Source organism: Streptomyces sp. RLB3-17 (assembly GCF_007113425.2).
Classification (GTDB): Bacteria; Actinomycetota; Actinomycetes; order Streptomycetales; family Streptomycetaceae; genus Streptomyces; species Streptomyces mirabilis_D.
In genome coordinates this window covers 7169596-7193780 of sequence record NZ_CP041610.2, presented here as the reverse complement: position 1 = coordinate 7193780, position 24185 = coordinate 7169596, and the positions used below count along the sequence as shown (strand labels likewise).

At 71.1% G+C, this 24185-nt stretch carries 22 protein-coding genes and 1 pseudogene; 6 read left to right on the top strand and 17 right to left on the bottom strand.

Annotation, left to right across the window (positions count from 1 at the left end; translation table 11 throughout):
• Positions 1 to 2: 2 nt before the first annotated feature.
• The 4 genes from FNV62_RS32660 to FNV62_RS32645 are packed head-to-tail and all read right to left on the bottom strand — an operon-like array spanning position 3 to position 2035.
• On the bottom strand, positions 3 to 332 hold the full coding sequence (locus tag FNV62_RS32660; RefSeq protein WP_143602816.1) for a hypothetical protein: 330 nt from the start codon (positions 330 to 332) through the stop codon (positions 3 to 5).
• Positions 329 to 640, bottom strand: a complete 312-nt coding sequence (locus tag FNV62_RS32655; protein WP_143609140.1) for a hypothetical protein — start codon at positions 638 to 640, stop codon at positions 329 to 331. The genes FNV62_RS32660 and FNV62_RS32655 overlap by 4 nt, the downstream gene beginning before the upstream one ends.
• Before the next feature lie 46 nt (positions 641 to 686).
• Positions 687 to 839 carry a hypothetical protein gene (locus FNV62_RS32650; RefSeq protein ID WP_164331805.1) on the bottom strand — a complete coding sequence of 51 codons (153 nt, stop codon included), beginning with the start codon at positions 837 to 839 and terminating at the stop codon, positions 687 to 689.
• Positions 836 to 2035: a glycoside hydrolase family 18 protein gene (locus tag FNV62_RS32645; RefSeq protein WP_225900455.1), complete on the bottom strand. Its 1200-nt coding sequence runs from the start codon at positions 2033 to 2035 to the stop codon at positions 836 to 838. Before FNV62_RS32645 ends, FNV62_RS32650 begins: the two co-directional genes overlap by 4 nt.
• 106 nt (positions 2036 to 2141) lie before the next feature.
• On the opposite strand from FNV62_RS32645, the gene FNV62_RS32640 reads away from it, so the two are divergent.
• Positions 2142 to 3686, top strand: coding sequence for a hypothetical protein (locus FNV62_RS32640; RefSeq protein ID WP_143609138.1), 1545 nt, complete (start codon positions 2142 to 2144; stop codon positions 3684 to 3686).
• A gap of 217 nt (positions 3687 to 3903) precedes the next feature.
• On the opposite strand, the gene FNV62_RS32635 is transcribed toward FNV62_RS32640, so the two are convergent.
• From FNV62_RS32635 to FNV62_RS32610, 6 genes are all read right to left on the bottom strand, one after another.
• A complete protein-coding gene (locus FNV62_RS32635; RefSeq protein WP_225900454.1) occupies positions 3904 to 6819 on the bottom strand; it encodes a SpoIIE family protein phosphatase in 2916 nt (971 codons plus the stop codon).
• A 359-nt stretch (positions 6820 to 7178) separates the two neighbouring features.
• Positions 7179 to 7610, bottom strand: coding sequence for an ATP-binding protein (locus FNV62_RS32630; RefSeq protein WP_097286123.1), 432 nt, complete (start codon positions 7608 to 7610; stop codon positions 7179 to 7181).
• 311 nt (positions 7611 to 7921) lie between these two features.
• Positions 7922 to 8335 (bottom strand): (deoxy)nucleoside triphosphate pyrophosphohydrolase, encoded by a 414-nt coding sequence (locus FNV62_RS32625; RefSeq protein WP_143609136.1) that lies wholly within the window; start codon positions 8333 to 8335, stop codon positions 7922 to 7924.
• Between the two features lie 74 nt (positions 8336 to 8409).
• Entirely contained in the window at positions 8410 to 8592 is a 183-nt protein-coding gene (locus FNV62_RS32620; protein ID WP_054228261.1) for an SPOR domain-containing protein, read from the bottom strand.
• Positions 8593 to 8931: 339 nt separating this feature from the next.
• Complete coding sequence (locus FNV62_RS32615) at positions 8932 to 9684, bottom strand: GntR family transcriptional regulator (RefSeq protein WP_054228262.1); 753 nt, start codon at positions 9682 to 9684, stop codon at positions 8932 to 8934.
• 147 nt (positions 9685 to 9831) lie between these two features.
• Positions 9832 to 10125, bottom strand: coding sequence for a hypothetical protein (locus FNV62_RS32610; protein ID WP_143609135.1), 294 nt, complete (start codon positions 10123 to 10125; stop codon positions 9832 to 9834).
• Positions 10126 to 10249: 124 nt separating this feature from the next.
• Here FNV62_RS32610 and FNV62_RS32605 point away from each other — a divergent pair, with 124 nt between their 5' ends.
• A complete protein-coding gene (locus FNV62_RS32605) occupies positions 10250 to 11356 on the top strand; it encodes a threonine synthase (protein WP_097286121.1) in 1107 nt (368 codons plus the stop codon).
• Between the two features lie 31 nt (positions 11357 to 11387).
• Here FNV62_RS32605 and FNV62_RS32600 read toward each other — a convergent pair whose 3' ends face one another.
• A complete protein-coding gene (locus FNV62_RS32600; RefSeq protein WP_143609134.1) occupies positions 11388 to 13565 on the bottom strand; it encodes a DEAD/DEAH box helicase in 2178 nt (725 codons plus the stop codon).
• Positions 13566 to 13713: 148 nt separating this feature from the next.
• Here FNV62_RS32600 and FNV62_RS32595 point away from each other — a divergent pair.
• Positions 13714 to 14295: pseudogene (locus FNV62_RS32595) on the top strand (Uma2 family endonuclease).
• A 111-nt stretch (positions 14296 to 14406) separates the two neighbouring features.
• Here the strand turns inward: FNV62_RS32595 and FNV62_RS32590 are convergent.
• The 4 genes from FNV62_RS32590 to ychF all read right to left on the bottom strand — a co-directional run bounded on the left by FNV62_RS32590 (position 14407) and on the right by ychF (position 19521).
• Positions 14407 to 15378: a polysaccharide deacetylase family protein gene (locus FNV62_RS32590; protein ID WP_143609133.1), complete on the bottom strand. Its 972-nt coding sequence runs from the start codon at positions 15376 to 15378 to the stop codon at positions 14407 to 14409.
• A gap of 34 nt (positions 15379 to 15412) precedes the next feature.
• Positions 15413 to 16354, bottom strand: a complete 942-nt coding sequence (locus FNV62_RS32585) for a glycoside hydrolase family 11 protein (RefSeq protein WP_143611446.1) — start codon at positions 16352 to 16354, stop codon at positions 15413 to 15415.
• A gap of 454 nt (positions 16355 to 16808) precedes the next feature.
• Positions 16809 to 18248, bottom strand: coding sequence for an ATP-binding protein (locus FNV62_RS32580; protein WP_143609132.1), 1440 nt, complete (start codon positions 18246 to 18248; stop codon positions 16809 to 16811).
• 184 nt (positions 18249 to 18432) lie between these two features.
• Positions 18433 to 19521: a redox-regulated ATPase YchF gene (gene ychF, locus FNV62_RS32575; protein ID WP_054228266.1), complete on the bottom strand. Its 1089-nt coding sequence runs from the start codon at positions 19519 to 19521 to the stop codon at positions 18433 to 18435.
• A 335-nt stretch (positions 19522 to 19856) separates the two neighbouring features.
• Between ychF and FNV62_RS32570 the strand changes: the two genes are divergently transcribed.
• Positions 19857 to 20288, top strand: a complete 432-nt coding sequence (locus tag FNV62_RS32570; protein WP_313905041.1) for a DUF6542 domain-containing protein — start codon at positions 19857 to 19859, stop codon at positions 20286 to 20288.
• A gap of 145 nt (positions 20289 to 20433) precedes the next feature.
• On the opposite strand, the gene ppgK is transcribed toward FNV62_RS32570, so the two are convergent.
• Complete coding sequence (gene ppgK / locus FNV62_RS32565) at positions 20434 to 21180, bottom strand: polyphosphate--glucose phosphotransferase (protein WP_143602807.1); 747 nt, start codon at positions 21178 to 21180, stop codon at positions 20434 to 20436.
• Positions 21181 to 21209: 29 nt separating this feature from the next.
• Complete coding sequence (locus FNV62_RS32560; protein ID WP_097286114.1) at positions 21210 to 22235, bottom strand: 4-hydroxy-3-methylbut-2-enyl diphosphate reductase; 1026 nt, start codon at positions 22233 to 22235, stop codon at positions 21210 to 21212.
• 359 nt (positions 22236 to 22594) lie between these two features.
• Here FNV62_RS32560 and xseA point away from each other — a divergent pair, with 359 nt between their 5' ends.
• Both xseA and FNV62_RS32550 read left to right on the top strand, forming a co-directional pair.
• Positions 22595 to 23803 carry an exodeoxyribonuclease VII large subunit gene (gene xseA, locus FNV62_RS32555; protein ID WP_143602806.1) on the top strand — a complete coding sequence of 403 codons (1209 nt, stop codon included), beginning with the start codon at positions 22595 to 22597 and terminating at the stop codon, positions 23801 to 23803.
• A 9-nt stretch (positions 23804 to 23812) separates the two neighbouring features.
• Positions 23813 to 24070 (top strand): exodeoxyribonuclease VII small subunit, encoded by a 258-nt coding sequence (locus FNV62_RS32550; protein ID WP_143609131.1) that lies wholly within the window; start codon positions 23813 to 23815, stop codon positions 24068 to 24070.
• The last annotated feature ends 115 nt before the right edge of the window (positions 24071 to 24185 follow it).

The window sequence follows — 24185 nt, the reverse complement described above, 5'->3', positions numbered from 1 at the left end:
CTCTAGGAAGTCGTAGGAGCGGTGGGGCCGCGGCGGCGGTCTCGGGTCGCCCGGTGCATCAGGGCGGCCCCGGTGATCAGGCCCGCGCCGCTCACGAGGACGCCCGCGAACTGGAGGAAGCCGGGCCCCGAGAAGGCCAGGTTCAACGACTGGAGCGCGACGGCCGCCGTCACCAGCAGCGCGCCCTGGCCCCACAGGCGGCGCCGGACGACGGGACGACGCCCCCACCCCGGCACCCGGCCGCCGCGCACGGCGACGATCCCGACGGCCGCCGCGAGTCCGAGGACCACGCCCTCGCCGAGGCCCGCCGCGAAGAGCCAGTGCGCTGTCATCGGCGTTCGGGGATGCCGGGGCCACCGGGACGCCGCGAGGCCATCTGCAGCACGAGCCCCACGATGAACAGGGCCATACCGGTCATCGCGAAGGGCGCCATGCTGAGGTCGGGCCCTCGGAACGGGCCGATGAACATGTACAGGGACATCCCGGCGGCCCCCACCACCGAGCCGTACCCCCACAGCTTCGGCCGGCAGACACGGGGGCGCAGCCAGGGCGGCACCCAGCCCGTGACGATCCCGGCGATCCCCATCAGCGCCGCGCCGGTCATCGCCAGCGCGGCGAAGCCCACCAGATACGAGTGCACCGTCTCTCCCTCCCCCCACAGCGCGCCGACCAGGCGTGCCCTCAGATCATGGCACGGGGTCCTCCAGCAGCGTGAGGGTCTGCCCCATGCTGTGTTCCGCGATCGCCCGCATGAACGCCGGATCCGGGAAGTCACCGTCGAGGAGCCGGAGCGGGCCCGCGAGCTCGTCCCTCGTGAGCGGTCTGCGCGTGACGGTCATCGGACCCAGCCTTCCTCGTACGCCGTCCAGTCCTTCTCCCGGGCGGCGAAGTCCACGTACAGGGCGACGCCGAAGTGTTCCCGGGTGCGGTCGGTGCGGGAGAGGCCGAGGCGGGTGCCGCGGACGGCCGCCGCGACGGTCTCGGCGGAGCCGTGGTGGTCCATGTTGTCCTCGTAATAAAAGGGCAGGCCCATCAGCAGGTCGGTCGACTTCGGGGTGACTTCGAGGGCGAGGGAGGTCTGCTCGGCGACGTAACCCCCGTACAGGCTCTCCAGCGGAAGCGCCGTGTCGTACGACATCACGGCGATCTGGTCGACCCGGCGGGCGACCTGTCCGAAGAAGGACTGGGACCACCACTTGGGGTGCGCGGTGAAGGCGTCGACGACGGAGTGGAGGTTCGGGAGCGGGTCGATCTGGTGGGCGGCGACGGAGAGCTGGGCGTCGTGGGCGCGGGTGACGCGGCGCAGCTCGTCGAGCAGGGAAAGGTAGTTCGAGTCGTCGGAGTGCAGGGGCTCCAGGTCGAAGTGGGCGCCCTCGAAACCGGCGTCGAGGATCTGCCCGGCGGAGCGGACGACGGCGGCCCGGGTGGCCGCCCGTTCCAGGCGCATCCCGACCTCCCCCTCGGTGGCGAGCACGTCGCCGAGCCAGGCCTGGACACGGACACCGGGCAGTTCGCGGTGCACGGCCCCGACCAGCCAACGCGCCTTCGGGTACGCCGACTCGGGCAGGGTTCCGTCGTGCTCCAGCGGTCCCGCGTGCACATACAGATCCCGGATCCCGGTCGCCCGCAGCCGCTTCGCGAGCGCCTTGACGTCCGCGTCCTTCTTCCGGCCGTCCACCCAGGCGTGGCCCATCCAGAGGGCGTCGCGGTTCCTGGTCTGGGTACCGGGGGCCGGATCTCCGGAGTAATTGACCCGCAGGGCGATGCCCGTGGCGAGCGTGGAGAGGACCACCATCAGAACGAGGGCGAGCGCGACCCGTTTGGGCCAGCGGAGGCGGGGGTGCCGCCAGCCCCGGCCCACCGTTCGAAGCCAGGCGGGGACCCGGCCCGGGGAGGTACGGCCCTCGTCGTCCTCCGGCGTGCCCGCTCCCTCGCCCGCTCCCCTGTCCTTCCCCGCCCCGCCCGGTGTCGCCGGCGTCTCCGCGACCGGCTCCGCCCCCGTGTCCACCTCGGTCCCCGTGCGCTGCTCGTCCATCCCCCGTGCCCCCTCCGTATGCCCCCGTATCCCCGGTACCTTAAGCGGCCCCGCCTCGGCGCACCCCCGGTCGCGCCCCGGCGCAAGCGGTCATACGCTCCCAAATGTGACGTCGCCCCTGAGCCGAAGCCGGTCGCGCCGAGCCACGTCCCACATAGCCGTACGGGTGGCGCATGCCGTGCTCGGGGGGCTGCTGGCGGTGGGGTGGCTGCTGCTGCCCGTCGCACGGGCCGGAGCCGACGAGGTGCGGGACGCGCCCGGGCGGGGTGGGACGAGCACCGGAGATCTCGTACTGCCCCTCGTCGCGGTGGTCGCCGCGGGAGCGCTGGCGGCGTACTCGTACGTGCGGCGGACACGACGGGCCCGAACCCGCACGACGCCCGGCGGCGGCACCCCGCACCCCGTGCCGTTCGCCGAACTCGACCGGCGGGCAGGGCGGTTGCTCGTCGAGATCGACGACTGCGTGCGCGGCAGCACGGAGGAACTCGGCCGGGCCGCCGACCGGTTCGGGGAGGAGGACGTCGCGCCGTACACGAAGGCACTGGCGTTCGCGCGTTCCGAGCTGACGGCGTCCTTCCGGCTGTGGCAGCGGCTGGACGACACCCTGACGGACGACAGCCTCGTGAGGCGGCAGCTGCTGGAGGAGATCGTCGCCCGCTGTGCGGAGGCGGGGCGGCGGCTGGACGCGGAGGCGCCCGGGTTCGACCTGCTGCGCGCCCTGGAACGGACGCTGCCCGCCGCACTGGAGTCGGCGGAGGCCCGCTTCCGGGAGCTCACCGCGCGCACCCCGGCCGCGGAGGCGACGCTCACCGAACTGCGCGAGCGGTACGCGCCCTCCGCGTCCCTGTCCGTCGCGGGCAACGTCGAACAGGCCAAGGACCGGCTCGTCTTCGCCACCACCCGCCTGGACCGGTCCCGGCAGTCCCTGGACCGGGGGGAGGGCGCGCGGGCGACGGCGCATCTGCGGGCCGCCGAGGCCGCCGTCGACCAGGCGGACCTCTTCGTGGCCGGTATCGACCGGCTGGCCTCCGAACTCTCCTCCGCGACGGCCTTGTTGCCCGGCGCGCTGCGTGACGCGGACACCGAGCTCGTGGCCGCGCGCGGCCTCCCGGCCGTCGGTGCGCTGCCCGGTCGGATCACACACGCCGCGTCGGCCGTCGCCGACGTGCGGCGGGACATCACGGGCGGCGTCCGTCCGTACGACCCCCTCGGCGCCCTCCGTCGCCTCGCCGACGCCGGGACACCGCTCCTGGCCGAGGACCGCGTGCCCGTCGACCGGACCCTCCTCGACCGGGCCTTCCTCGACCACGCGCTCCTGGTGGCCCGCAGTGTCGTCGCCCTCGCCTCCGACTTCGTCACGACACACCGGGGAGCGGTCGGGGTCGAGGCCCGGACCCGGCTGTCGGAGGCGGAGCGGCACCTCGCGCTCGCTCCCCGCACCCTCGTCGACATCCGGTGCGCCGATGGGCTCGCTCTGGAGGCCCAGCAGCTCGCGGAGCGGGACGTGCGGGCGTACGGGAATCCGTACGCCGGGCCCGAGGGTGCGGGCGTCGGCGGTGCGGTGCTCGGCGGGATCCTGCTCGACGACACGCCCGGCGCCCCCGCGGCGAGCTTCGGCGGACCGAGGACACGCGGGCGCAGGGACTTCTGAGGGCGCGGGGGGGGCTTTCAGGAGCGTGGGGGCTTTGGGGAGCGCGGGGGTTTTTAGGAGCGCGGCGGCCTTCTTAGGGGCGTGGCGGCCATTTACTGCTTTTTAGGGGCGCGGGGAACTGCGCGAGCAGCCCCCACCGGCTCGCAGCCGAGGAACCACCGGCCGGGCGGGGAATCGGGGCGAAGCCCCGCCCAAGGGGCGCGGGGGAACTGTGCCGTCAGAACAGGCTCAGCAACGCCTCCGCCGGGTCCGTGAGGGGCGTGCCGCCGTCCGGGAGCGGGAGTTCGAACCAGACCGTCTTGCCGCGCGGCGTCCGCCGCGAGCCCCATGAGGCGGAGAGCAGACCGACGAGTTGCAGCCCCCGGCCGCCCTCGTCCGTGTCGCGGGCGCGGCGCCGGCGCGGCTGGACGAGGCCCGCGTCCCACACCTCGCACACGAGGGTCCGGTCCAGCAGCAGGCGCAGTCTGATCTCACCCTCGCCGTAGCGCAGCGCGTTGGTGACGAGTTCGCTGACCAGGAGCTCGGCGGTGTCGACGAGCGGCTCCAGGTCCCAGGCGGTGAGTTGGGTGCGCGCGTACTCACGGGCCCGCCCCACACTGCGCGGCTCGCGCGGCAGCGTCCAGTCGCCGACGGAATCGGCGGGCAGCCCCTGGACGCGAGCCATCAGCAGCGCGATGTCGTCCTCGCCGTGGTGGGTGTCGAGGGTGTTGAGGACGTGGTCGCACACGTCCTCCAGGGGGCGGGAGGGGTCGGTGAGCGCGCCGACGAAGGCCTGCAGACCCTCGTCGAGGGGGTGATCGCGCGATTCGACCAGTCCATCCGTGTAGAGCGCCAACAGTGCGCCTTCGGGTAGTTCGACCTCCACCTCCTCGAAGGGCTCGCCGCCCACCCCGAGCGGCATGCCCGGCGGCACGTCGAGCATCAGCGCGCTCTCGCCGGGTTCGACCAGCACCGGCGGCAGATGGCCCGCGTTGGCGAAGGTGCAGCGGCGGGTCACGGAGTCGTACACCGCGTACACGCAGGTCGCCAGGTACACCTCGGAGAGGTCGGCGTCGCGGGGCTGGCGGGCCGCGCGGGTGGCCTGCTGGACTCCGCCGGGGGTGCCGAGGCCACGGGCGATCTCGTCCAACGCCGAGAGGACTTCGGCGGGTTCGAGGTCGAGGAGGGCCAGGGTGCGCACCGCGGTGCGCAGTTCACCCATGGCGACCGCCGCCCGCAGACCGCGCCCCATGACGTCGCCGACGACCAACGCCGTGCGGTGACCGGGGAGTTCGATGACGTCGAACCAGTCGCCGCCGACCTCGGTGGCCGCGTTGCCGGGCAGGTAGCGACACGCGATGTCCAGACCGGAGGCCTCCGGGTCGCCCGGCGGGAGGAGCGAGCGCTGCAGGATCAGCGCGCGTTCGTGCTCGCGGCGGTACAGGCGGGCGTTGTCGATGCAGACCGCGGCCCGCGCCGCGAGTTCCACCGCGAGCGCCCGGTCGCGGTCGCCGAAGGGCTCGCTGCCCTTCGTACGGGAGAACTGGGCGAGGCCGACCACCGTGTCGTGGGCGACCATCGGGACCGCCAGCGTGGACTGGATGAGCCCGCCGTCCTCGGCGGGGACGTGCTGGGGGCGGGCGGTGCGCAGGGCGTCCGCGCAGGGCGAGTTGAACGGGTAGTGGTGGACGGCGCCCACGGCCACGGGGGCCGGTCCGCCGATGAACGGCGCGTCGGACACGGCGCTGGCGAAGGCGACCCGACGCAGCTCCGCGCTGCCGTCGGCGAGCGCCCGCGGGGTCTCGTCGCCCGCCAGCAGGCCCTGGTAGAGGTCGACGGTGGCGAGGTCGCAGAAACCGGGCACGACGACGTCGAGAAGTTCGCGCGCGGTGGTCTCCAGGTCGAGGGAGTTGCCGATGCGGGCGCCCGCCTCGTTCAGAAGAGCGAGATTGCGCCGGGCGGCGGCCGCTTCCCGGGCCGCGGCCCGTCGGCTGGTGATGTCGGTTCCGAGCCAGGCGATACCGATGGGGCGGCCGGTACCGCTGTGCACGCGATAGAGGTTGATCGACCAGTGCCGACGCTCGTCGGAGCCGGGTATGAAACCGGTGACGTGCATGTCCGTGATGGAGTCGCCGGTTTCGAGGACGCGGCGCAGCGTCGCGGCGACCCGATCGCCCTCGGAACGCGGCAGATAGTCGTGGACCGTGCGGCCACGGTGGCTCTCCACGTTTCCGCCGAACACCGAGGCGAACCGCTTGTTGGCGCGCCGGACCCGCAGATCCGTGTCGATGAGCAGGAAGCCGAACGGAGATTGACCGAAAATCGCCTGCGAGGCGGCGAGGTCCGTCTCGATGCTGCGGAGGGTGCGGACGTCCACGACGATGCACACGGCGGCCCGCTCGCCGTCCTCCGTCGTGGTGGGCATCACATAGACCTCGGCGAGGCCCTCGGCGCCCGGCTCTCCGTCCCCGTCGGCCGGCATGCGGAAGGGGACCACACCGGTCCACTCGCGGCCGTCCAGGATCTCCGCCATCTTGCGCTGGCCGCGCTCGCGCTGGTCGGGTTCGAAGAACGCCTCGATGGGGTCCATGCCGAGGGCGCGCTCGGGGGATATCCCGAAGAGCTGCTCGGCACGCAGGCTCCACTGGTCGACGAGGCCGTCGGCGCCGATGGAGAACGAGGCGACCTTGATGTAGTCGTAGATCGAACCGGGCGGGCTGCTCTGCCACATCGCGTCGCCCATGAGTTCGCCGGACGGTTCGACGGGCGGTACGTCGGACGGTTCGCCGGGCGCTACGACGGGTGCTCCGCCCTGCGTTCCACCAGGCGGCACGGCCGTGACCCGGCGGCTGTCCACGCCGTTCTCCGCGCCGTTGTCCGCGCCCGCGTCCGTACCAAAGTCCGTCGGATCACCCGCCCGGGAGCCCGTCGAGGCGTCCGCCGTCCGGGGCCTCGCGGCGTCGCTCGGTCCGGAGGACGCGCCGCCCCATGGTGTGTTCGTCGGCTCGGTTCTCGCGTCGCCCCGCGGTCGGGTCATGGCGTCGCCCGTCGCCCCGCCCGTCGCTCCGGCCACGGCGGAATCGCCCGCGGCCCCCGCCCTCGCGCCGTCCGACGGGTCCTCGGACTCCGTGGCCTTCGCTGGTATCTCGCTCACGCGAACCGTCCCCTCCAGCTCACCGCGTCCGGCACCGGTCACCGGGGGCGGCTGCCCGCAGTATCCAGCACTACGGCGCCGCACAACACGGTGTTCACGATCACAGCACGGTCCCGATGGTTTTTGGACCGGCCGCGACATACTCCCAGTCTTCTAACCAGGTGGCGCCCCATCGAATCAAAGACTCCGGACAACTCTGGTGGCCTGAACCGATCGGTCGCCCCACCCTCCGCCCGACACACCCTCAGCACGACAGCCGACGCCCCCTCAGCCGGGCACCGTCCACACCCTCGACCGGGTACCGTCCGCACCCTCCACCAGGCACCGTCCACGCCCCCAACCGGCCACCGCCGGCACCCTCAACCGGGCACCCCCAGCTCGAACCACACCGTCTTTCCAGTGTCCCCGGGCCGGGTACCCCAACGCCGCGACGACCCCGCCACCAGTTGCAGTCCTCGACCACTCTCGTCGTCCGCGTCGGCGGACCGCTCACGGGGCGGGTCGGGCAACGGGTCGGAGACCTCCACGAGGAGAGCGCCCGACAGTCCCCCGGGCCTGACCAGACGGACACCGATGGGGCCGGCGGCATGCCGCAGCGCGTTGGTCACCAGCTCACTGACCAGCAGCGCGGTCACATCACCGAGGGAATCCAGCCCCCAGGTGCGCAGCTGGCCCCGGACGACGGCACGGGCGGTACGGACGGCACCGGGCTCCGCGGGAAAGCTCCACTCGGCACAGTCGCCTTCGGTGTCGATCACGCCGATCACTTCCCAGGCCAGGGACCCACCCATGTCCGGTTTCGTGGGGTTAATGGGCACATACCCGATATCCGGGACGCTTTACCGCACATGTGGGCGCACTGTGGCACGAACGGCGTACGGGACTTCGAGCCGCGGACACGGCTCGCGCTCTCCCGCTCCCGAAAGCCGTGCACACAGCGCCGCGCACCGGCGCCCGCGCCCGCACCCCGTACGTCACCGGTGTCACCCAAAGAGAGGAGTCGGCGCACGGCGCCCGACCCTGCGGCCCGTCGGCGCCTAAGTCCTGTCGGCGAGAGGGCGTGCGTGGCGTCGCGGGGCAGGCGGGAATGTGACGACAGGGCCTAGGACAGGTCCTGGCCGCCCCAGCGCCGCAGCACCGCCTTCACGGCGGGGACGTCCTGGTCCAGCCAGTCCACGTCCCAGAGCTCGTCCGGACTCAGCCAGCGCAGGTCGTCGTGATCCTCGAGGGGCGTGGGGTCGGCCGAGCCCGGGAGCAGCCGCGCGGTCCACACACGCAGGACGTACGGCGTCCGCAGGGGCCACTCGCCCGGGACGCGCTCGACGGACTCCGCCGTGACGCCGAGTTCCTCGCGCAGTTCGCGTACGAGGGCGGCTTCGGGGGCCTCGCCCGGTTCCACCTTGCCGCCGGGCAGCTCCCAGCGCCCGGCCAGTTCGGGGGGTGCGCTGCGGCGCGCGGCGAGGAGGCGTCCGTCGTGCAGCAGGGCGCCGCCCACCACCACGATCGTTTCGTCCATGCGCCGGAGCCTACGGCAGCGCGCGCCGGACACGGACAGGACGTCGGACCGCCGAAGCCGGGGCCGTCACACCGTCACTTGGATCCGTTCTGCGCGATCCGCTCGACCCAGTAGAGCTGCTTGTGGCCGCGGTCGTCGAGACTGTCCGCGATCTTCTGGGCCTCGGCCCGGGTCGCGTACCTGCCGACGCGGTAGCGATTGCCGTTGTCGTCCTGCCGTATGACGAGCCAGGGAAGAGTGATCGTGCCGTCGTTCATCGAGCCCCTCCACTTCCCGCCCCCGGCCCGCGCCGTGCCCCGCACCCTAACGAAACCGCAATCCGCATATGCCCGAGCCTACGCCTAACCTTCACGCAGCGAATACGCCTTTACACAAAGAGGTACGCAACCAGCCAAGACGGAGGGGGCGCACGGGTACGAACGCGCCGTCGAGCGCTCTCCGTGCGCCCGTCAGGCAGCGCGAACTCCGCTCCGGGCTGGGCATTTGAGAAAGGCCAGATTGCAACTGACGCTGCACGCCGGGCACTTGGTGGTCGGCTCGCCCGGGAACGAGGGGTCCCCACCCGGCGGACGCCAACCGCCCGTGAACTCCTACGTCTACTTCACGGGCAGGTGGTACGCGATGCGATACCGGTCCGCCGGTACGACGACGTCGGCCGTCTCCACCGGGCGGCCCGAGGCGAAGTACGTCCGCTGGATGACGACGACCACGTGTCCGGGGACACCGCCGAGCGCGAGGAGTTCCTCGGCGAGGCCGGGACGGGCGCCCACTTCCTCCGTGACGTTGTCCACGATCACGTCGATGGCCGCCATCCGCTCGACGACGCCCATGCCCCCGAGCGGGCCTTCTTCGGGGAGCATCACCGGGGTGCGGCCCGTGACGGCGAGGGGCTCCCAGGAGGTGGAGAGCATCATCGCCTCGCCGGCGTCCCGGAAGACGTAGTTCGTGCACATCACGCGGTCGCCGGGCCGGATCGAGAGGCGCTCGGCGATCGCGCCGCTCGCCTCGGCCTGCTCGCTGTGCGACTCCCAGGTGCCGCGCACGGCCAGGTCGGCCTGCTCCTGGCGGAAAGGGGTCGCTCCACTGTCCGGGCGGTACCCGGAGCGGGCGACCCGGCGCGGCACCGGCCGCTCCCGCACATACGTCCCCGAGCCGGAGCGGCCCTCGACCAGCCCTTCGGCCATCAGCACCTTGCGCGCTTCCAGGGCGACCGTGTCCGAGACGCCGTACTCCTCGCGGATCCTGGCCTGGGAGGGGAGGCGGGTGTGCGGTGGCAGCGAACCGTCGACGATCTTCTTGCGGAGATCACCCGCGACACGCAGATACGCCGGCTGCTCACCGAAAGTCACTGGCCGCTCCCATCAGGTTGTACAGACAGCTACAGCCTGGCAACCGTGGGTTGTGCCATGCAAGCGAAGGCCAAAGAATCACTCGATGTGATTACCAATCTCCGCCGTGGGCTTTACCCAGGCACTTTCTCCCCGCTGTAGCCCGCGTCACACCTCCAGACCGCCACCGCTTCCCCCGTTGCCCCGACTGCCCCCGCCCCCGTCGTTCGACGGCGGGGTGGTGGTGAGGCCCAGAACCTTGCGTGCGGTGACCGTCCTCCTCGGGTCGATGATCTTCAGGCCCTTCTTGCAGGGGGCGGAGAAGGTGTCCGCGTCCGTGACGGCCGCCGCCTTCGTCCACTCCTTCCGCGAGGCCTCGACGTCGTCGACGAGGGTGGCGACGGGCTTCTCGGCGGCGGGGAACCAGCCGTGTCCGGCACGCAGGGCCACTACGACGGGCATGCGTTCGCCGCACAGTTGGGCGCATCGTAGGCGCGACACAGTGGGGCCGCATGGCCGGGACGGGACGGAAACGGACCCGGAGCCGCTCCCCGAGGACGTCGAGGCGCACGCATAGCCTGCGCACATGACACCTTTGCCGGATCGCTTCTGCCCGGCGGACGGTACGCGCGTCCCCGGTGGCTCGCTCGACTGGTGCTGCCCGGTCTGCCGCGGCCCGCTCGACCTGGACTTCGCACCGACCCCCGCGCCCCTCACCTCCCTGACCGGGCGGATGAACTCACTGTGGCGGTACACGGAATGCCTGCCGCTCGCCGCGCCCACGGTCAGCCTGGGCGAGGGCCGCACCCCGCTGGTGGAGCTGCGCGGGGGCATCTCGGCCAAGCTGGACTTCCTGATGCCGACCCTGTCCTTCAAGGACCGCGGCGCCGTCCTGCTGGCCGAGCTGGCACTTCGGCTGGGGCCACGGCAGGTGATCGCGGACAGCAGCGGAAACGCGGGGACGGCGATCGCCGCGTACTGCGCGCGGGCCACGCTGCCCTGCACGGTGTACGTCCCCGAGGACACCTCGCCGAAGAAGCTGGAGCAGATCGAGGCGCACGGGGCGCGGGTGCACCTCGTGGACGGGGACCGGGAGGCGACGGCGCGGGCGGCGCGCGAGGCCGCGGACCTCCCGGGCACCTTCTACGCCTCGCACGTCTTCAACCCCTACTTCCTGCACGGTACGAAGACGTACGTGCACGAACTCTGGGAGGACCTGGGCGGGCGCCTGCCCGACGTGATCGTCGTCCCCGTCGGCAACGGCACCCTGCTCCTCGGTGCCGCCCTCGCCGTCGCCGAGCTGCACGGGGCGGGGCTCATCGACCGGCGGCCCGCGCTGTACGCCGTCCAGGCCGCCGCGGTGGCGCCGCTCGCGCACGCCTGGGCCGAGGGCGCGGACGACCTGGTCGGCGTCACCCCTTCGGCCCCCACCTTCGCCGAGGGCATCGCCATCCCGCGGCCGCCCCGGGCCCGCCAGATCCTGCGCGCCGTACGCGACTCCGGTGGCACCTTCCTCACGGTGACGGAGGACCAGATCCGCCACGCCCAGCGGGACTTGGCGTCACGGGGTCTGTACGTCGAGTCGACGGGAGTGGCGTGCTGGGCGGCGGTACGGGAGGGGGTGCTCGGAGGACGTACGGCGGTGGTGCCGTTGTGCGGGGCGGGCGTGAAGACGGGACTGGCCCGGGAGTAGGCGCGGGGCCGGCCGTCGAAAGACAAGTCCCTCAGGGCTCCCGCGCACCACCCTGCCCCGGCGCCACGACGCCCGCCAGCCGTATTTGCTCCTCCTCCACGATGCGGCGGGCGAGGGCGCTGTCGGAGACGTCGACCGCGTCCGGGCTCTGTTCGGCGGTGTCGCTGCGGCGGGCGTAGGCGTCGAAGAGGCGGGTCTTGTTCTTGAGGATGTGCAGCAGGCGCTGGTCGACGCTGTCGGTCGCGAGGAGGCGGTGCACCTGGACGGGGCGGACCTGGCCCATCCGGTGGGCGCGGGCCACGGCCTGGTGTTCCATCGTGGGCTTGACCTGCGGTTCGCACAGGACGACCACGGACGCGGCCTGAAGGTTGAGGCCGATTCCGGCGGCCTCGATCTGGCAGAGGAGGACCGCGTGGCCGGGAGCGGCCGTGAAGTCGTCGACGAGACGCTGCCTGCGCGCGGCGGGCACGGCACCGGAGACCGGCCCGAACACGCCCTCTCCCAAGGCTTGTCGGACCAGTGCCAGCACATCGCGGAAGTAGGAGAACACCACCACCTTCAGGCCGTTCTCCGCCGCTTCGGCCACCAGTTCGCGCAGTCGCCCCAGCTTCGCGGACTTCTCCGCGTCGGCGTACGCGGCCCGGCGCATCGCCATGAAGTTCCCGTCCGCGACCGCTTTGAGGTACGCCTCCCGGTCCGCGGCGCTGAACTCCTCCCACTCGTCGACCTCCACCAGCGCGGGCAGTTCGGTGAGGACGTCGCGCTGGTTGCGGCGCAGATAGGCGGGGGCGACGGACTTGCGGAAGGCGTGCGGGCCGGCGGCCCCGGTGGTGTGCCGTAGCGCGGGGAGGAGGGCCGGCTGGAGGTAGCGGACGAGGGTGCGGAACTCCTCGACCCGGTTCTCCATGGGCGTCCCGGTGAGGAACAGGACGCGCTCGCACTGCCCCGTCCAGGCCGCGACCGCCCGGGAGCGGCGGGTGTCCGGATTCTTCACGTAGTGCGCCTCGTCGACGACCACCATCCCCGGCTTCGTGCCCTCGCCGTCCGGGGCGGGCAGCCGGTGCAGCATGTCGTACGTGGTGATCGCGACGCCCCCGCGCTCCCGCCACTCCTCGTAGGCGTCCAGCCGCTCCGCGCCGTGCACCGGCAGGGCCCGCAGTGTGCTGCGCGCGTCGATCTCGCGCGTCCAGTTGATCAGTACGCTGGCCGGGCAGACGACCAGGAAGTGACTGTGTCCGTCCGCCGCGAGATGCGCGAGTACGGCGATGGCCTGCACGGTCTTGCCGAGCCCCATCTCGTCGCCGAGGACGACCCGGCGCTGGGCGAGCGCGAACCGGGCGCCGAAGTCCTGGTAGCCGCGCAACGAGACTCGGCGCCGGGTGTCGTCCAGCGTCTGGGCGTGCACCCGCTCGGCGACCTCCGACGGCAGGAAGCCCTCGGCGGCCGCCACGTCCGAACGGTGCTCGCAGACCTCCGCGAGCTGGCTGTAGTACTCCGCGGAGCGCAACTCGAAGTCGACCCACGCCTCGATCTCGGAGGCGGGCGTCCGCAGCAGGTCGGTCGAGGCCTGCGCGAGCAGCAGGCGTACGTCACGGGCGCCGGCGTCGGCGGTCAGCTCGCGCAGTTCGGCGACCGCGTCGAGCGCGCTCCGTCGACGCTCCCGCCCCGCGAGCACCATCCCCAGCCGTCCGCCGGCGGGCCTGGCCGCGGGCAGCAGCGCCCCGAGCCGCTCGTCGAGCCGCGTCGCCGCGTCCACGGCCCGGCGCAGCTCGGGACCGGCCTCGACGAGGGTGCGCAGCGCGATCACCAGGGCGGTCGTGCGGGGCTCGGGCCGGTCGACGTCCATCCGTACGGAGACGGTCTCCTCCACCGCCCGCGCGAGCTGCCGGGCCGCCGCGAGGGCACGGTCGGCGGTCTGCGCGCCCACCCCCGGCAGCCGGCGCAGCTCGTACCGCCCCGCCTCGTACACCGCCCGCACCGACGCGAACCCGGCCGTCTCCAGCGCCCCGAGCCGCAGCCGCCCCTCGGTGACGTCCTTCAGCCGGGAGACGGGGATGGACTCCAGCTCCTTGCCGACGAGTTCGGCATGGATCGGTGCCAGCGCCGCGCGCACCGCGTCGAGCGCGCGGGCGTGATCGGCGAGCACACCCCGCGCGGCCTCGTGCAGTCCGACGCCCTCGGCGAGCAGACTCCGCTCACGTTTCCCCATCGGCCCGACATTACTGCCCACCACCGACAGCCCGGCCCGCCTCCGGGTACGCCGACGGAGGCAAGCCCCTACGTCATCGGCCAGGAAGGTCGATCACCTCGTTGACGGTCTCACGGCTCGGGCGGGATCGAATCGCTACGGTTGAGCCATGACCGCACTGCCCGACTGGATGCGCCCGCCGCGCTTGGAAGGCTGGTTCGCGGAGGACCTCGACCGCCTCCCCGAGGCACCCCGCCATACCGAGCTGATCGACGGAGCCCTCGTCTTCATGATGTCGCCCCAGCGGGCCTAGCACGGCCGCCTTGTCACCGCCCTGACCACCACGCTCATGGCGCAGGCGCCGGACGGCTTCGAGGTCGAGCGGGAAATGACGATCCGCCTCGACGCCCGCAACCGCCCCGAGCCGAACCTCTTGCTGACGGACCTGCCCTACGACCCGGACCGCACCTGGTACGCCCCGGAGGACGTGAAGCTCGTCGTCGAGGTGGTGTCCCCCGAATCCGCCCACCGTGATCGCACCGTAAAGCTCCGCAAGTACGCGGAAGCGGGCATCCAGCACTACTGGTGCGTCGAGGAAGAGGACGGTGCCCCCGTCGTCCACGTCTACGAACTCGACAAGCCGACCCGCTCCTACGCACCCGCCGGTATCTTCCGGGGCACCTTGGAGCGCCGCGTGCCCTTCGAGATCAGCCTGGACCTCGACAAGCCCACCCCGCCCCGGCACGCATAGAAGTCGGCACCGAGTCGGCACGGGAACACAGCAGGGGTCGGACTCCATGGAGCCCGACCCCTTCCGACCCGCCCACTCGCATGAGTCACCAAGCGTGCGGCGATCGACCGGTCAGGTCGCGGTGCAGGAGACCGTGGGCCAGGTCCAGTTGCCGTTCGGCTGAATGGTGACGCCCCAGTTGTCGCCGCTGCCGTTGGGTTTCGCGGTCAGCACCTGGCTGTTCGGGTAGGAGGCGCTGATGTTCCAGGTCGCGATGATCTTCGCGGGGGTGGGGACGTTCATCGTCACGGTCCAGTTGCTGGAGCCGGAGACCGAGACGTTGAGGTTGTAGCGGTCGCTCCACTGCTGACCCGCGGACAGGGTCGTGATGCAAGTGCCGCCGGTGCCGCCGCCGTCGGGGGCCACGGCCCGGCCGGTCTGCGGGGAGATCATTCCGGCGCACAGACTGCGGGCGGCCAGGCCCTGTGCGATTCGCGGGATCGCCGCGAGCGTATTGGCCGGCCAGTCGTGCATGAGGATGACCTGGCCGTTGGTGAGCCGACCGGCCGCCTGGACGATCGCGTCGGTGCTCGCGCCGTTCCAGTCCTGCGAGTCGACGTCCCAGATGATCTCCGTCAGGCCGTACTTGGCCTCGACCGCCTTCACCGTCGCGTTGGTCTCGCCGTACGGTGGGCGGAAGAGCTTGGGTGTGCCGCCGCCCGCACTCGCGATGGCCTGCTGGGTCCGGGAGAGTTCCGAGTCGACCGTCGCCTGGCTCTGTGCCGTCAGGTGGGGGTGGGTGTAGCTGTGGTTGCCGACCCACATACCGGCGTCGACCTGTGCCTTGACCTGCGAGGGGTAGGAGGCCGCGTACTGGCCCTCGTTGAACATCGTGGCCCGAAGACCGTTCTGCTTCAGCGCGTTGAGCAGGTTGGGCGTGTTGGCGGACGGGCCGTCGTCGAAGGTGAGCCCGACATACCCGCCGCAGGTCGCGGCCTGCGCCGGGGCGGCCGCGTCGACGGCGAGGGTGCTCGCGGCGGCCAGGGCGACGACGGCCGGCCTGGCGACCAGGGAGCGTAACGAGTTGCGTGGTCCGTGTCTCATGCGAAGTGGTCCTCCAGCATCGGGGGTTCGGGCGTCAGGTCGCGGTGCAGGAGACCGTGGGCCAGGTCCAGTTGCCGTTCGGCTGGATGGTGACGCCCCAGTTGTTGCCGCTGCCGTTGGGTTTCGCGGTCAGCACCTGGCTGCTCGGATAGGAGGCGGCGATGTTCCAGGTGGAGAGGACCTTCGCCGGGGACGGCACGTTCATCGTCACGGTCCAGTTGCTGGAGCCGCTCACCGAGACGTTGAGGTTGTACCGGTCCCCCCACTGCTGGCCGGCCGACAGGGTCGCGTTGCAGCCGCTGCTGCCGCCACCACCGCCCGAACCCGCGTCGCCCACCGTGATGTTGGCGTTCCCGCTGCTCTGGTAACCCTCGGTGGCGAGGATCATGTAGTAGGTGAAGCTGCCCAGGGGCATCCCGGCGCGGGCCCAGGCGTCGAAGTGGTTGCCGGTGGTGATGGTGCCGCCGGTCCGCTTTGTCTGCCGGACGCTCCAGTACTGATCGAAGGTGCGCGTGCCTTCCACGGAGGGGGCGTTGTACCGCGTGGTCTTGTAGATGTCGTACGTGCCGCCGTCACTGGTGACGGTGCCCATGTACGTTCCCGTGGGCCGGTAGGTGCCCCAGTTGTCGACGATGTAGTACTCGACGAGCGGGTTCGACGTCCATCCGTACAGCGACAGATAGCCGTTGCCGGACGGGTTGAAGGTGCCCGAGTACGTCACGCTCCGGCGACCGCCCGTGCTCCAGCCCTTGCCGGCGACGAAGTTGCCGGTGTTGCTCCATGAGGTGCTGTAGTTGCCGCCGGAGCCGAGGTTCATCGAGACCGACCCCTGGGTGTCGGTCCAGAACGAGTAGTAGTAGCCGTTGTTGGTGCCGGTCTGGTTCGTGGTGACGACCGTGTCGGCACTCGCGGTGCCGGGCAGGGTCATCGCCGCCAGAACGACCAGCAGCAGGGTGCAGGCACTGCCGGCGAACATCCTGAACCGGCCGCGTCTGTGGTTCGTCGGGCGTGCGGGTGCGTCGTTCATGGGGGTGCTTCCTCCTCGTCCTCGAGAGGCCGATGGAGACCGGGCAACGTGACGCGCGCCTGGGCGATCTGTCGCTGAGCATGTGACGACGGCGGCCGTGCTCGCCGTCGCGCGACACGGCCACGGTGGCGGCCCGCATCGACAGTGTTGAGCCCTGCCAACGACGAAAAGTGTTGGCCTGCCCCTGCCAACTGTCAATAGTTTCGTTATCGGATGCGAAATATTCGCTGCCTAGCCGCACCGGGAATCAGGCGAGCTTGCGCAGCTCACATGCCCTCTTGAACGATTCACGGCGAGAGGTTGCGAGGGAAGGGCGAAGGGTCAAGATCCATCGATCGAATTATTTCGCCCGAATGTTTCGAAGCTTTTCCCGTACGAGATGACGCGCATTGCCGCTCCGCGGCTATCGGGGCCGCCACGCCCGTACGAGGTCGTCCGGCCCCCAGCACGCGTTGAGGGGCAGATCACCGGCCACCCCACAGCGGGAGACCGCCACGAGGGGAGTGTGCGGGGCGGTGCCGGGGACGGCGAGCATGTCACGCACCAAGGCGTCGTAGTCATGGCGCCCGAAGGGCTGGGTCTCAAGCCACTTGACCGAGCCGACGAAGTGGACCTGCCGAGCCACCGGCTCACTGTCCGTACCGACGAGGTCGATCTCGGGGTTGTTCTGACGGTTCCACCAACCGCCGATGGCCTCGGTCTCGGGCCACTCGTCGTTGGGCATCAGACGCAGCAGGGACTCGCGGATCAGCGGCTCGACCGCTCGTCCGCGCCAAGTGGTCCACGACCGCTCGATACGTTCCAGCGCCAGGTCACCGCGGCCACGCTCGATGAGCGGGATCGCACGTGCCAGGAAGGCCAGCCAGAACCGCAGATACGGGTCGGCGATCCGATAACGCTTGTTCTTGGTGTCCGGCTTGACGGACAGGGGGAGATCGGCGGCCAGGGCTCGCTTGGCCTGCAGCATGGCCAGTAGCGGGGAGAGCGTGCCCGACGGCAGTGCGCCGGCGCCGCCCGCCTGGGCCGCGATGGTGCTGAACGTGCGCTCACCGCTGCCAACCGCTTCCAGTACGGCCCGTGAGTGTGAGGCCTCGGGGAATTCACCCAGCAGGGACAACTCACCGGCCACCAGCAAGGGCGAGAGGGGATTGGCGACCGACGCCTGCAAGAAGGCCGTGCGGTCCATTCCCGGCCTCCACGACTGCACGATCTCGGGGAATCCACCAGTGATCAACTGGGCATCGACGGCCGCCGCGGCGTCGAGTTCCGTCATGTCCTGCACGTCGGCCAGGTTCAGGGGACGGACGGTCATCTTCGCCGCACGGCCGAAAAACGGGCGCCCATACGACTGCAGCGCCTCCATCACGGATGTATCGCTGCCCACCAACAGCAGAAGTACGGGCTTGGACGAAAGGTGCCGGTCCCAGACGGTTTGGAGTGCGCCCTCGAATTCCTGATCCTGCTCGACCAGCCAGGGCACCTCGTCGATCACCGCAATGCTGGGAGAGTCGTCGGGCACCGCGAGCGCAAGCGCGCGCAGGGCCTGGTTCCAGTCCTGCGGCTGAAGGCCGGCGACCAGTTCCACCCCTGGCAACAGCGACTGCGCGAGGGTCGCGGCGAACTCGGCACGTTCCGTCACAGGGTTGCGCCCCCGGGTCGCCTGGAACACCACGTACGGCGCTCCCGAGCGATCGCAGAACTCCTGGACCAGCCGTGACTTCCCCACTCGGCGACGGCCCGTCATGATCACGGCCCGCCCCCGTGTGGCACCGACACCCTCTTCCGCGGTCCGGTACTGCTCGTCCAGCAGTTCAAGATCCCCGACCCGACCTTGGAACTCCACGACACACTCCAGGGGGAACCGTAGATGCATTATTACGTAGATTGAATCTTACTTCATTCACGCGACCTAGTGGATCGCCCTCAGGGGCGCACGGGAAAAACGCAGGGGCCCGACTCCGAAGAGTCGGGCCCCTACTGACCTGCAAATTTGCCAGGCGGCCGCCCACGTGGCGGTACGTCACCGGCTACACGTTGAAGCGGAACTCCACCACGTCGCCGTCCTGCATGACGTAGTCCTTGCCCTCCATGCGGGCCTTGCCCTTGGCGCGGGCCTCGGCGACCGAGCCCGTGTCGACGAGGTCCTCGAAGGAGATGACCTCCGCCTTGATGAAGCCCTTCTGGAAGTCGGTGTGGATGACTCCGGCGGCCTCGGGGGCGGTGTCGCCCTTCTTGATGGTCCAGGCGCGGGATTCCTTGGGGCCGGCCGTCAGATAGGTCTGCAGACCGAGGGTGTCGAAGCCGACGCGGGCGAGGGTGGCGAGGCCCGGCTCCTCGGCGCCCACCGACTCCAGGAGCTCCATGGCGTCCTCCTCGTCGAGCTCGGCGAGGTCCGCCTCCAGCTTGGCGTTGAGGAAGATCGCCTCGGCGGGGGCGACCAGGGTGCGCTGCTCGGCCTTGAAGTCCTCGTCGACCAGCTCGTCCTCGTCCACGTTGAAGACGTAGAGGAACGGCTTGGTGGTCAGGAGGTGGAGGTCGTGCAGGAGCTCCTCGTTGCCGGAGCCCTGGACGATGCCCTGCGAGAAGAGCGTGTCGCCCTTCTCCAGGATCTCCTTCGCCGCCTCGACCGCCGCGACCTTGGGAGCGATGTCCTTCTTGATGCGCGACTCCTTCTGGAGGCGCGGCAGGACCTTCTCGATGGTCTGGAGGTCCGCGAGGATCAGCTCGGTGTTGATCGTCTCGATGTCGTCCTTGGGCGAGACCTTGCCGTCGACATGCACGACGTTCTCGTCCTTGAAGGCACGGATGACCTGGCAGATCGCGTCCGACTCACGGATGTTCGCGAGGAACTTGTTGCCCAGCCCTTCGCCCTCCGAGGCGCCCTTCACGATGCCCGCGATGTCGACGAAGTCGACCGTCGCCGGAAGCACGCGCTGCGAGCCGAAGATCTCGGCCAGCTTGGTCAGCCGGGCGTCGGGGACACCGACCACGCCCACGTTGGGCTCGATCGTGGCGAACGGGTAGTTGGCCGCGAGCACGTCGTTCTTGGTCAGGGCGTTGAACAGGGTCGACTTGCCGACATTGGGCAGACCGACGATTCCGATCGTGAGCGACACGTTGCGACTTCCCGTACGTGAGGGTGGGCGACAGGTCCGCGAAGGTGCGCGGGCCGATCCACCAGTCTACGGGGTGCGAGGTCCCTTACCGGCTACGCATCGAACGCATGGCCAAGGTCGACCCATCGGCGTGTCTGAGGGGCTATTCCGCACATAAACCGACCTAAGTTGGTCCAGTGGAGCAACACAGGACGCGTCCCCCTCAGTACAAACCGCGACGCGGCGCACCTCTTCCCGCCCAGACCGGGCGCGCCGCCGCCGACCGTGTACGCAGGAGTGCGCCCCCCACGCGGCGACCCGCGCCCGCTCCCAGACCCGCTCCGGCGCGACGACGGATGCCGAACCCCCGGCTCACCGGGCTCGGCGGCGGACTGTTCTGCGCGGCGACGATGTTCGCGCTCGCCTGTCTCGACCAGCTGCTCTTCGGGGCGTCGCTGGTGGTCTACGGGGTGCTGTTCCTGCCGGTGTCCGCGCTGACCGCGTTGTGGGTGCGACGGGGAGACATCGTCACCGCACCCGTCGTCGTGCCCATCGCCTTCGCGTTCGGGCTGCTGCCCGTCGCCGACGGGGGCGGCGGGATCGGGGGCCAACTGATGGGGCTGGTCACCGCGCTGGCGACCCAGGCGGGATGGCTGTACGGGGGGACGCTGGTCGCGGGGGTCATCACCACCGTACGGAAGGTCCGCCTGATGACCCGCAGGGCCGCCCAGCGCAGGGCGGTCCGGGGGCCCCGCCCGGAGATCCGGCCGCGCCGCCGTCCGGTCTGACGGACATGAGGGGCGCGACGGACACGACGGCTCGACGGACGCAACGAGTCCGACGGGCGTGACCGGCGTGACGGGGCCGACGAACTCGACGGGCGCGGCCCCACCGGCGCCGGCGCCCGGCCCCGCCCCGCGCGCCCCGGAGGGCCTACGCGGACTTCGCCGCCCGCATCGCCGCCCCCACGATCCCCGCGTTGTTCTGCAGCTGCGCCGGGACGATCTCCGCCTTGATGCCCTCGATCAGCGGCAGGAACTTGTCGGCCTTGCGGCTGACGCCGCCGCCGATGATGAAGAGCTCGGGCGAGAAGAGCATTTCCACATGGGCGAGGTACTTCTGCACCCGGTGGGCCCATTGCTCCCAGGTCAGCTCGTGGTCCTCCTTGGCCTTGGTCGAGGCGCGCTTCTCCGCGTCGTGGCCGTTCAGTTCGAGGTGTCCCAGCTCCGTGTTCGCAACCAGCTCGCCGTCGGCGAAGAGCGCGCTGCCGATGCCCGTACCGAAGGTGAGCAGGAGGACCGTGCCCCGACGGTCGCGCCCGGCGCCGAACTGCATCTCGGCGACACCCGCCGCGTCCGCGTCGTTCAGCACCGTCACCGGCAGGCCGCCCAGCCGCTCGCCCAGCAGGGCACGCGCGTCGGTGTCGATCCACGCCTTGTCGACGTTGGCAGCCGTACGAATGGTGGCGCCGTCGGTGACCACCCCGGGGAAGGTGATGCCGACGGGTCCCGTCCAGCCGAAGTGACCGACGACCTCCTTCACGCCGTCGGCCACCGCGTCCGGGGTCGCCGGACGGGGAGTGAGCACTTTGTAGCGCTCCTCCGTCAGTTCGCCGCGGTCCAGGTCCACAGGGGCACCCTTGATCCCGGATCCGCCGATGTCCACGCCGAAGATCTGCATGGCCCTACGCTACGTCGTACGACAGACAGTCACTTCTCGGAGGGGGCGGCAGAACCCGCCGCCGCGCGCTGCTCCACCAGCGCCGCCGCCTCCGCGCGCAGATCGCGGCGCAGCTCCTTGGGCAGCGAGAAGGTGATGGACTCCTCGGCCGCCTTGACGATCTCGACGTCCTCGAAACCACGGGCGGAGAGCCACTCCAGGACCTGCTCGACCAGGACCTCCGGGACGGAGGCACCCGAGGTGACACCGACCGTCGTCACACCCTCCAGCCAGCCCTCCTCGATCTCGTCGGCGAAGTCCACGAGGTACGCCGCCCGCGCCCCCGCGAGCTTGGCGACCTCCACGAGACGCACGGAGTTGGAGGAGTTGCGCGAGCCGACCACGATGACCAGGTCCGCTTCCTCCCCCATCCGCTTCACGGCCAACTGGCGGTTCTGCGTGGCGTAGCAGATGTCGTCGCTGGGCGGGGAGATGAGCTGCGGGAACTTTTCCTTCAGCGCGTCGACCGTCTCCATCGTCTCGTCGACCGACAGCGTGGTCTGGGAGAGCCAGACGACCTTGGACGGGTCGCGGACCTCGACCTTGGCGACGTCGTCGGGACCGTCCACGAGGGTGATGTGGTCGGGCGCCTCGCCGGAGGTGCCGATGACCTCCTCGTGGCCCTCGTGGCCGATCAGCAGGATGTCGAAGTCCTCGTTCGCGAACCGGACGGCTTCCTTGTGGACCTTGGTGACCAGCGGGCAGGTCGCGTCGATGGTGGCGAGCTTGCCGGCCGCGGCCTCGTCGTGGACAACCGGGGCGACGCCGTGCGCCGAGAACATGACGATGGACCCCTCGGGGACCTCGGCCGTCTGCTCGACGAAGATCGCGCCCTTCTTCTCCAGGGTCTGCACGACGTACTTGTTGTGGACGATCTCGTGGCGGACATAGATCGGGGCCCCGTACTGCTCGAGGGCCTTCTCGACGGCGATCACGGCGCGGTCCACGCCCGCGCAGTAGCCACGGGGGGCGGCGAGCAGGACACGGCGGCCAGACGAAGCAGTCATGGCACCCATCGTAAGGCCGCGCCCGACGCGTCAAAGATGGCCTCCGCGACCGGTGGGTGCCGAGGGCGCTGTCGAAGACCGATTCCGGCGTGCCGCGGGCCGCGCTGCCGTGCGCCGCGGTCATCACGCCGGTCGCGGCGGTGTGGGCGGCCCGGCGCGACGACGGGCTCGATCGTCTGGTGTCGGTGGTCGGCATCGGCGCGCTGACCGCGTTCACGCTGCCGCACGCGAGTGTGGTGGCGGCACGTCGCTCCGCGGGCCTTTCCTCGCCGCTCCGCGGCGATCTCCCACCCGCCCACCCTCACTGGCGCTCCGCGCCAAGAACCGGTGCGGGCTCTGTGTCAGTCAGGGCCGTTAGTCTCGGGCGCATGGCTCTCAACACGTCCGCGGACGCCCCGCTGCCCGTCGGCGAGGTGTCGCGGCTCATCGGAGGGTGGATCGACCGGCTCGGCGCGGTGTGGGTCGAGGGACAGATCACCCAGTTGTCGCGGCGCCCCGGCGCGGGCGTCGTCTTCCTGACCCTGCGCGACCCGTCGTACGACATCTCGGTGAGCGTCACCTGCTACCGGCAGGTGTTCGAGGCGGTGGCGGACGTGGTGAGCGAGGGTGCCCGCGTCGTCGTCCTGGCGAAGCCCGAGTGGTACGCGCCGCGCGGGCAGCTGTCGCTGCGGGCCACCGAGATCAAACCGGTCGGCGTGGGGGAACTCCTCGCGCGACTCGAGCAGTTGAAGAAGTCCCTGGCGAGCGAGGGGCTGTTCGCGGCCGATCGCAAGAAGGCCCTGCCGTTCCTGCCGCAGCTCATCGGGCTGGTGTGCGGGCGGGCGTCCGCGGCCGAGCGGGACGTGCTGGAGAACGCGCGGCACCGCTGGCCGGCCGTCCGCTTCGAGGTGCGCAACGTCCCCGTGCAGGGGGTGCACGCGGTGCCGCAGGTCGTGCAGGCCGTGAAGGAGCTGGACGCGCTCGACGCCGTCGACGTGATCATCGTGGCCCGTGGCGGCGGCAGCGTGGAGGACCTGCTGCCGTTCTCGGACGAGCAGCTCGTACGGGCGGTCGCGGCCTGTCGTACGCCGGTCGTGTCGGCCATCGGGCACGAGCCCGACAACCCGTTGCTGGACTTCGTGGCCGACCTGCGCGCGTCCACGCCGACGGACGCGGCCAAGAAGGTCGTGCCGGACGTCGGGGAGGAGTACGAGCGGGTGCGGTTGCTGCGGGACCGGGCGCGGCGGAGCGTCCAGTCCTTCATCGACCGGGAGGAGCGCGGGCTCGCGCACGCGCTGGCCCGGCCCTCGATAGAGGATCCGCACCGGATGGTCGACGAGCGCGCCGACCAGGTCGCCGCGCTGCTGGACCGCGGGCGGCGCACGCTCGGTCATCTGCTCGACCGCGCCGACTCGGAGCTGACGCACACCCACGCGCGTGTGGTGGCCCTCTCCCCCGCCGCGACCCTGCAACGGGGGTATGCGGTGCTCCAGAAGGCCGACGGTCATGTGGTCCGGGATCCGGACGAGGTGGCGGCGGGCGAGGCGCTGCGGGCGCGGGTCGCCGAGGGTGAATTCACGGTACGAGTCGATGCATAGGGTGGGCGCATGACCAGCAAGGTGGACGAGGCGCTCGGGTACGAGCAGGCGCGGGACGAGCTGATCGAGGTCGTACGCCGCCTGGAGGCGGGTGGCACGACGCTCGAGGAGTCACTGGCGCTCTGGGAGCGGGGCGAGGAGCTGGCGAAGGTCTGCCGCCGCTGGCTGGAGGGCGCACGGGCCCGCCTGGACGCGGCGCTGGCCGAGGAGAAGTCGGAGAGCGGGGACGAAGACGGGCACGGGGACGGGGACCGCGACTCCGGGTGACGTCATGACGTTCGCTCCCTTCCGTAGCCGGTGACACCCGGCGACATCCCCAGTGACACCCGGCCGCCGTCCCGCTCGGTGACGGCGGCCTCGTCGTTCCCCCGGAACCCCGGCG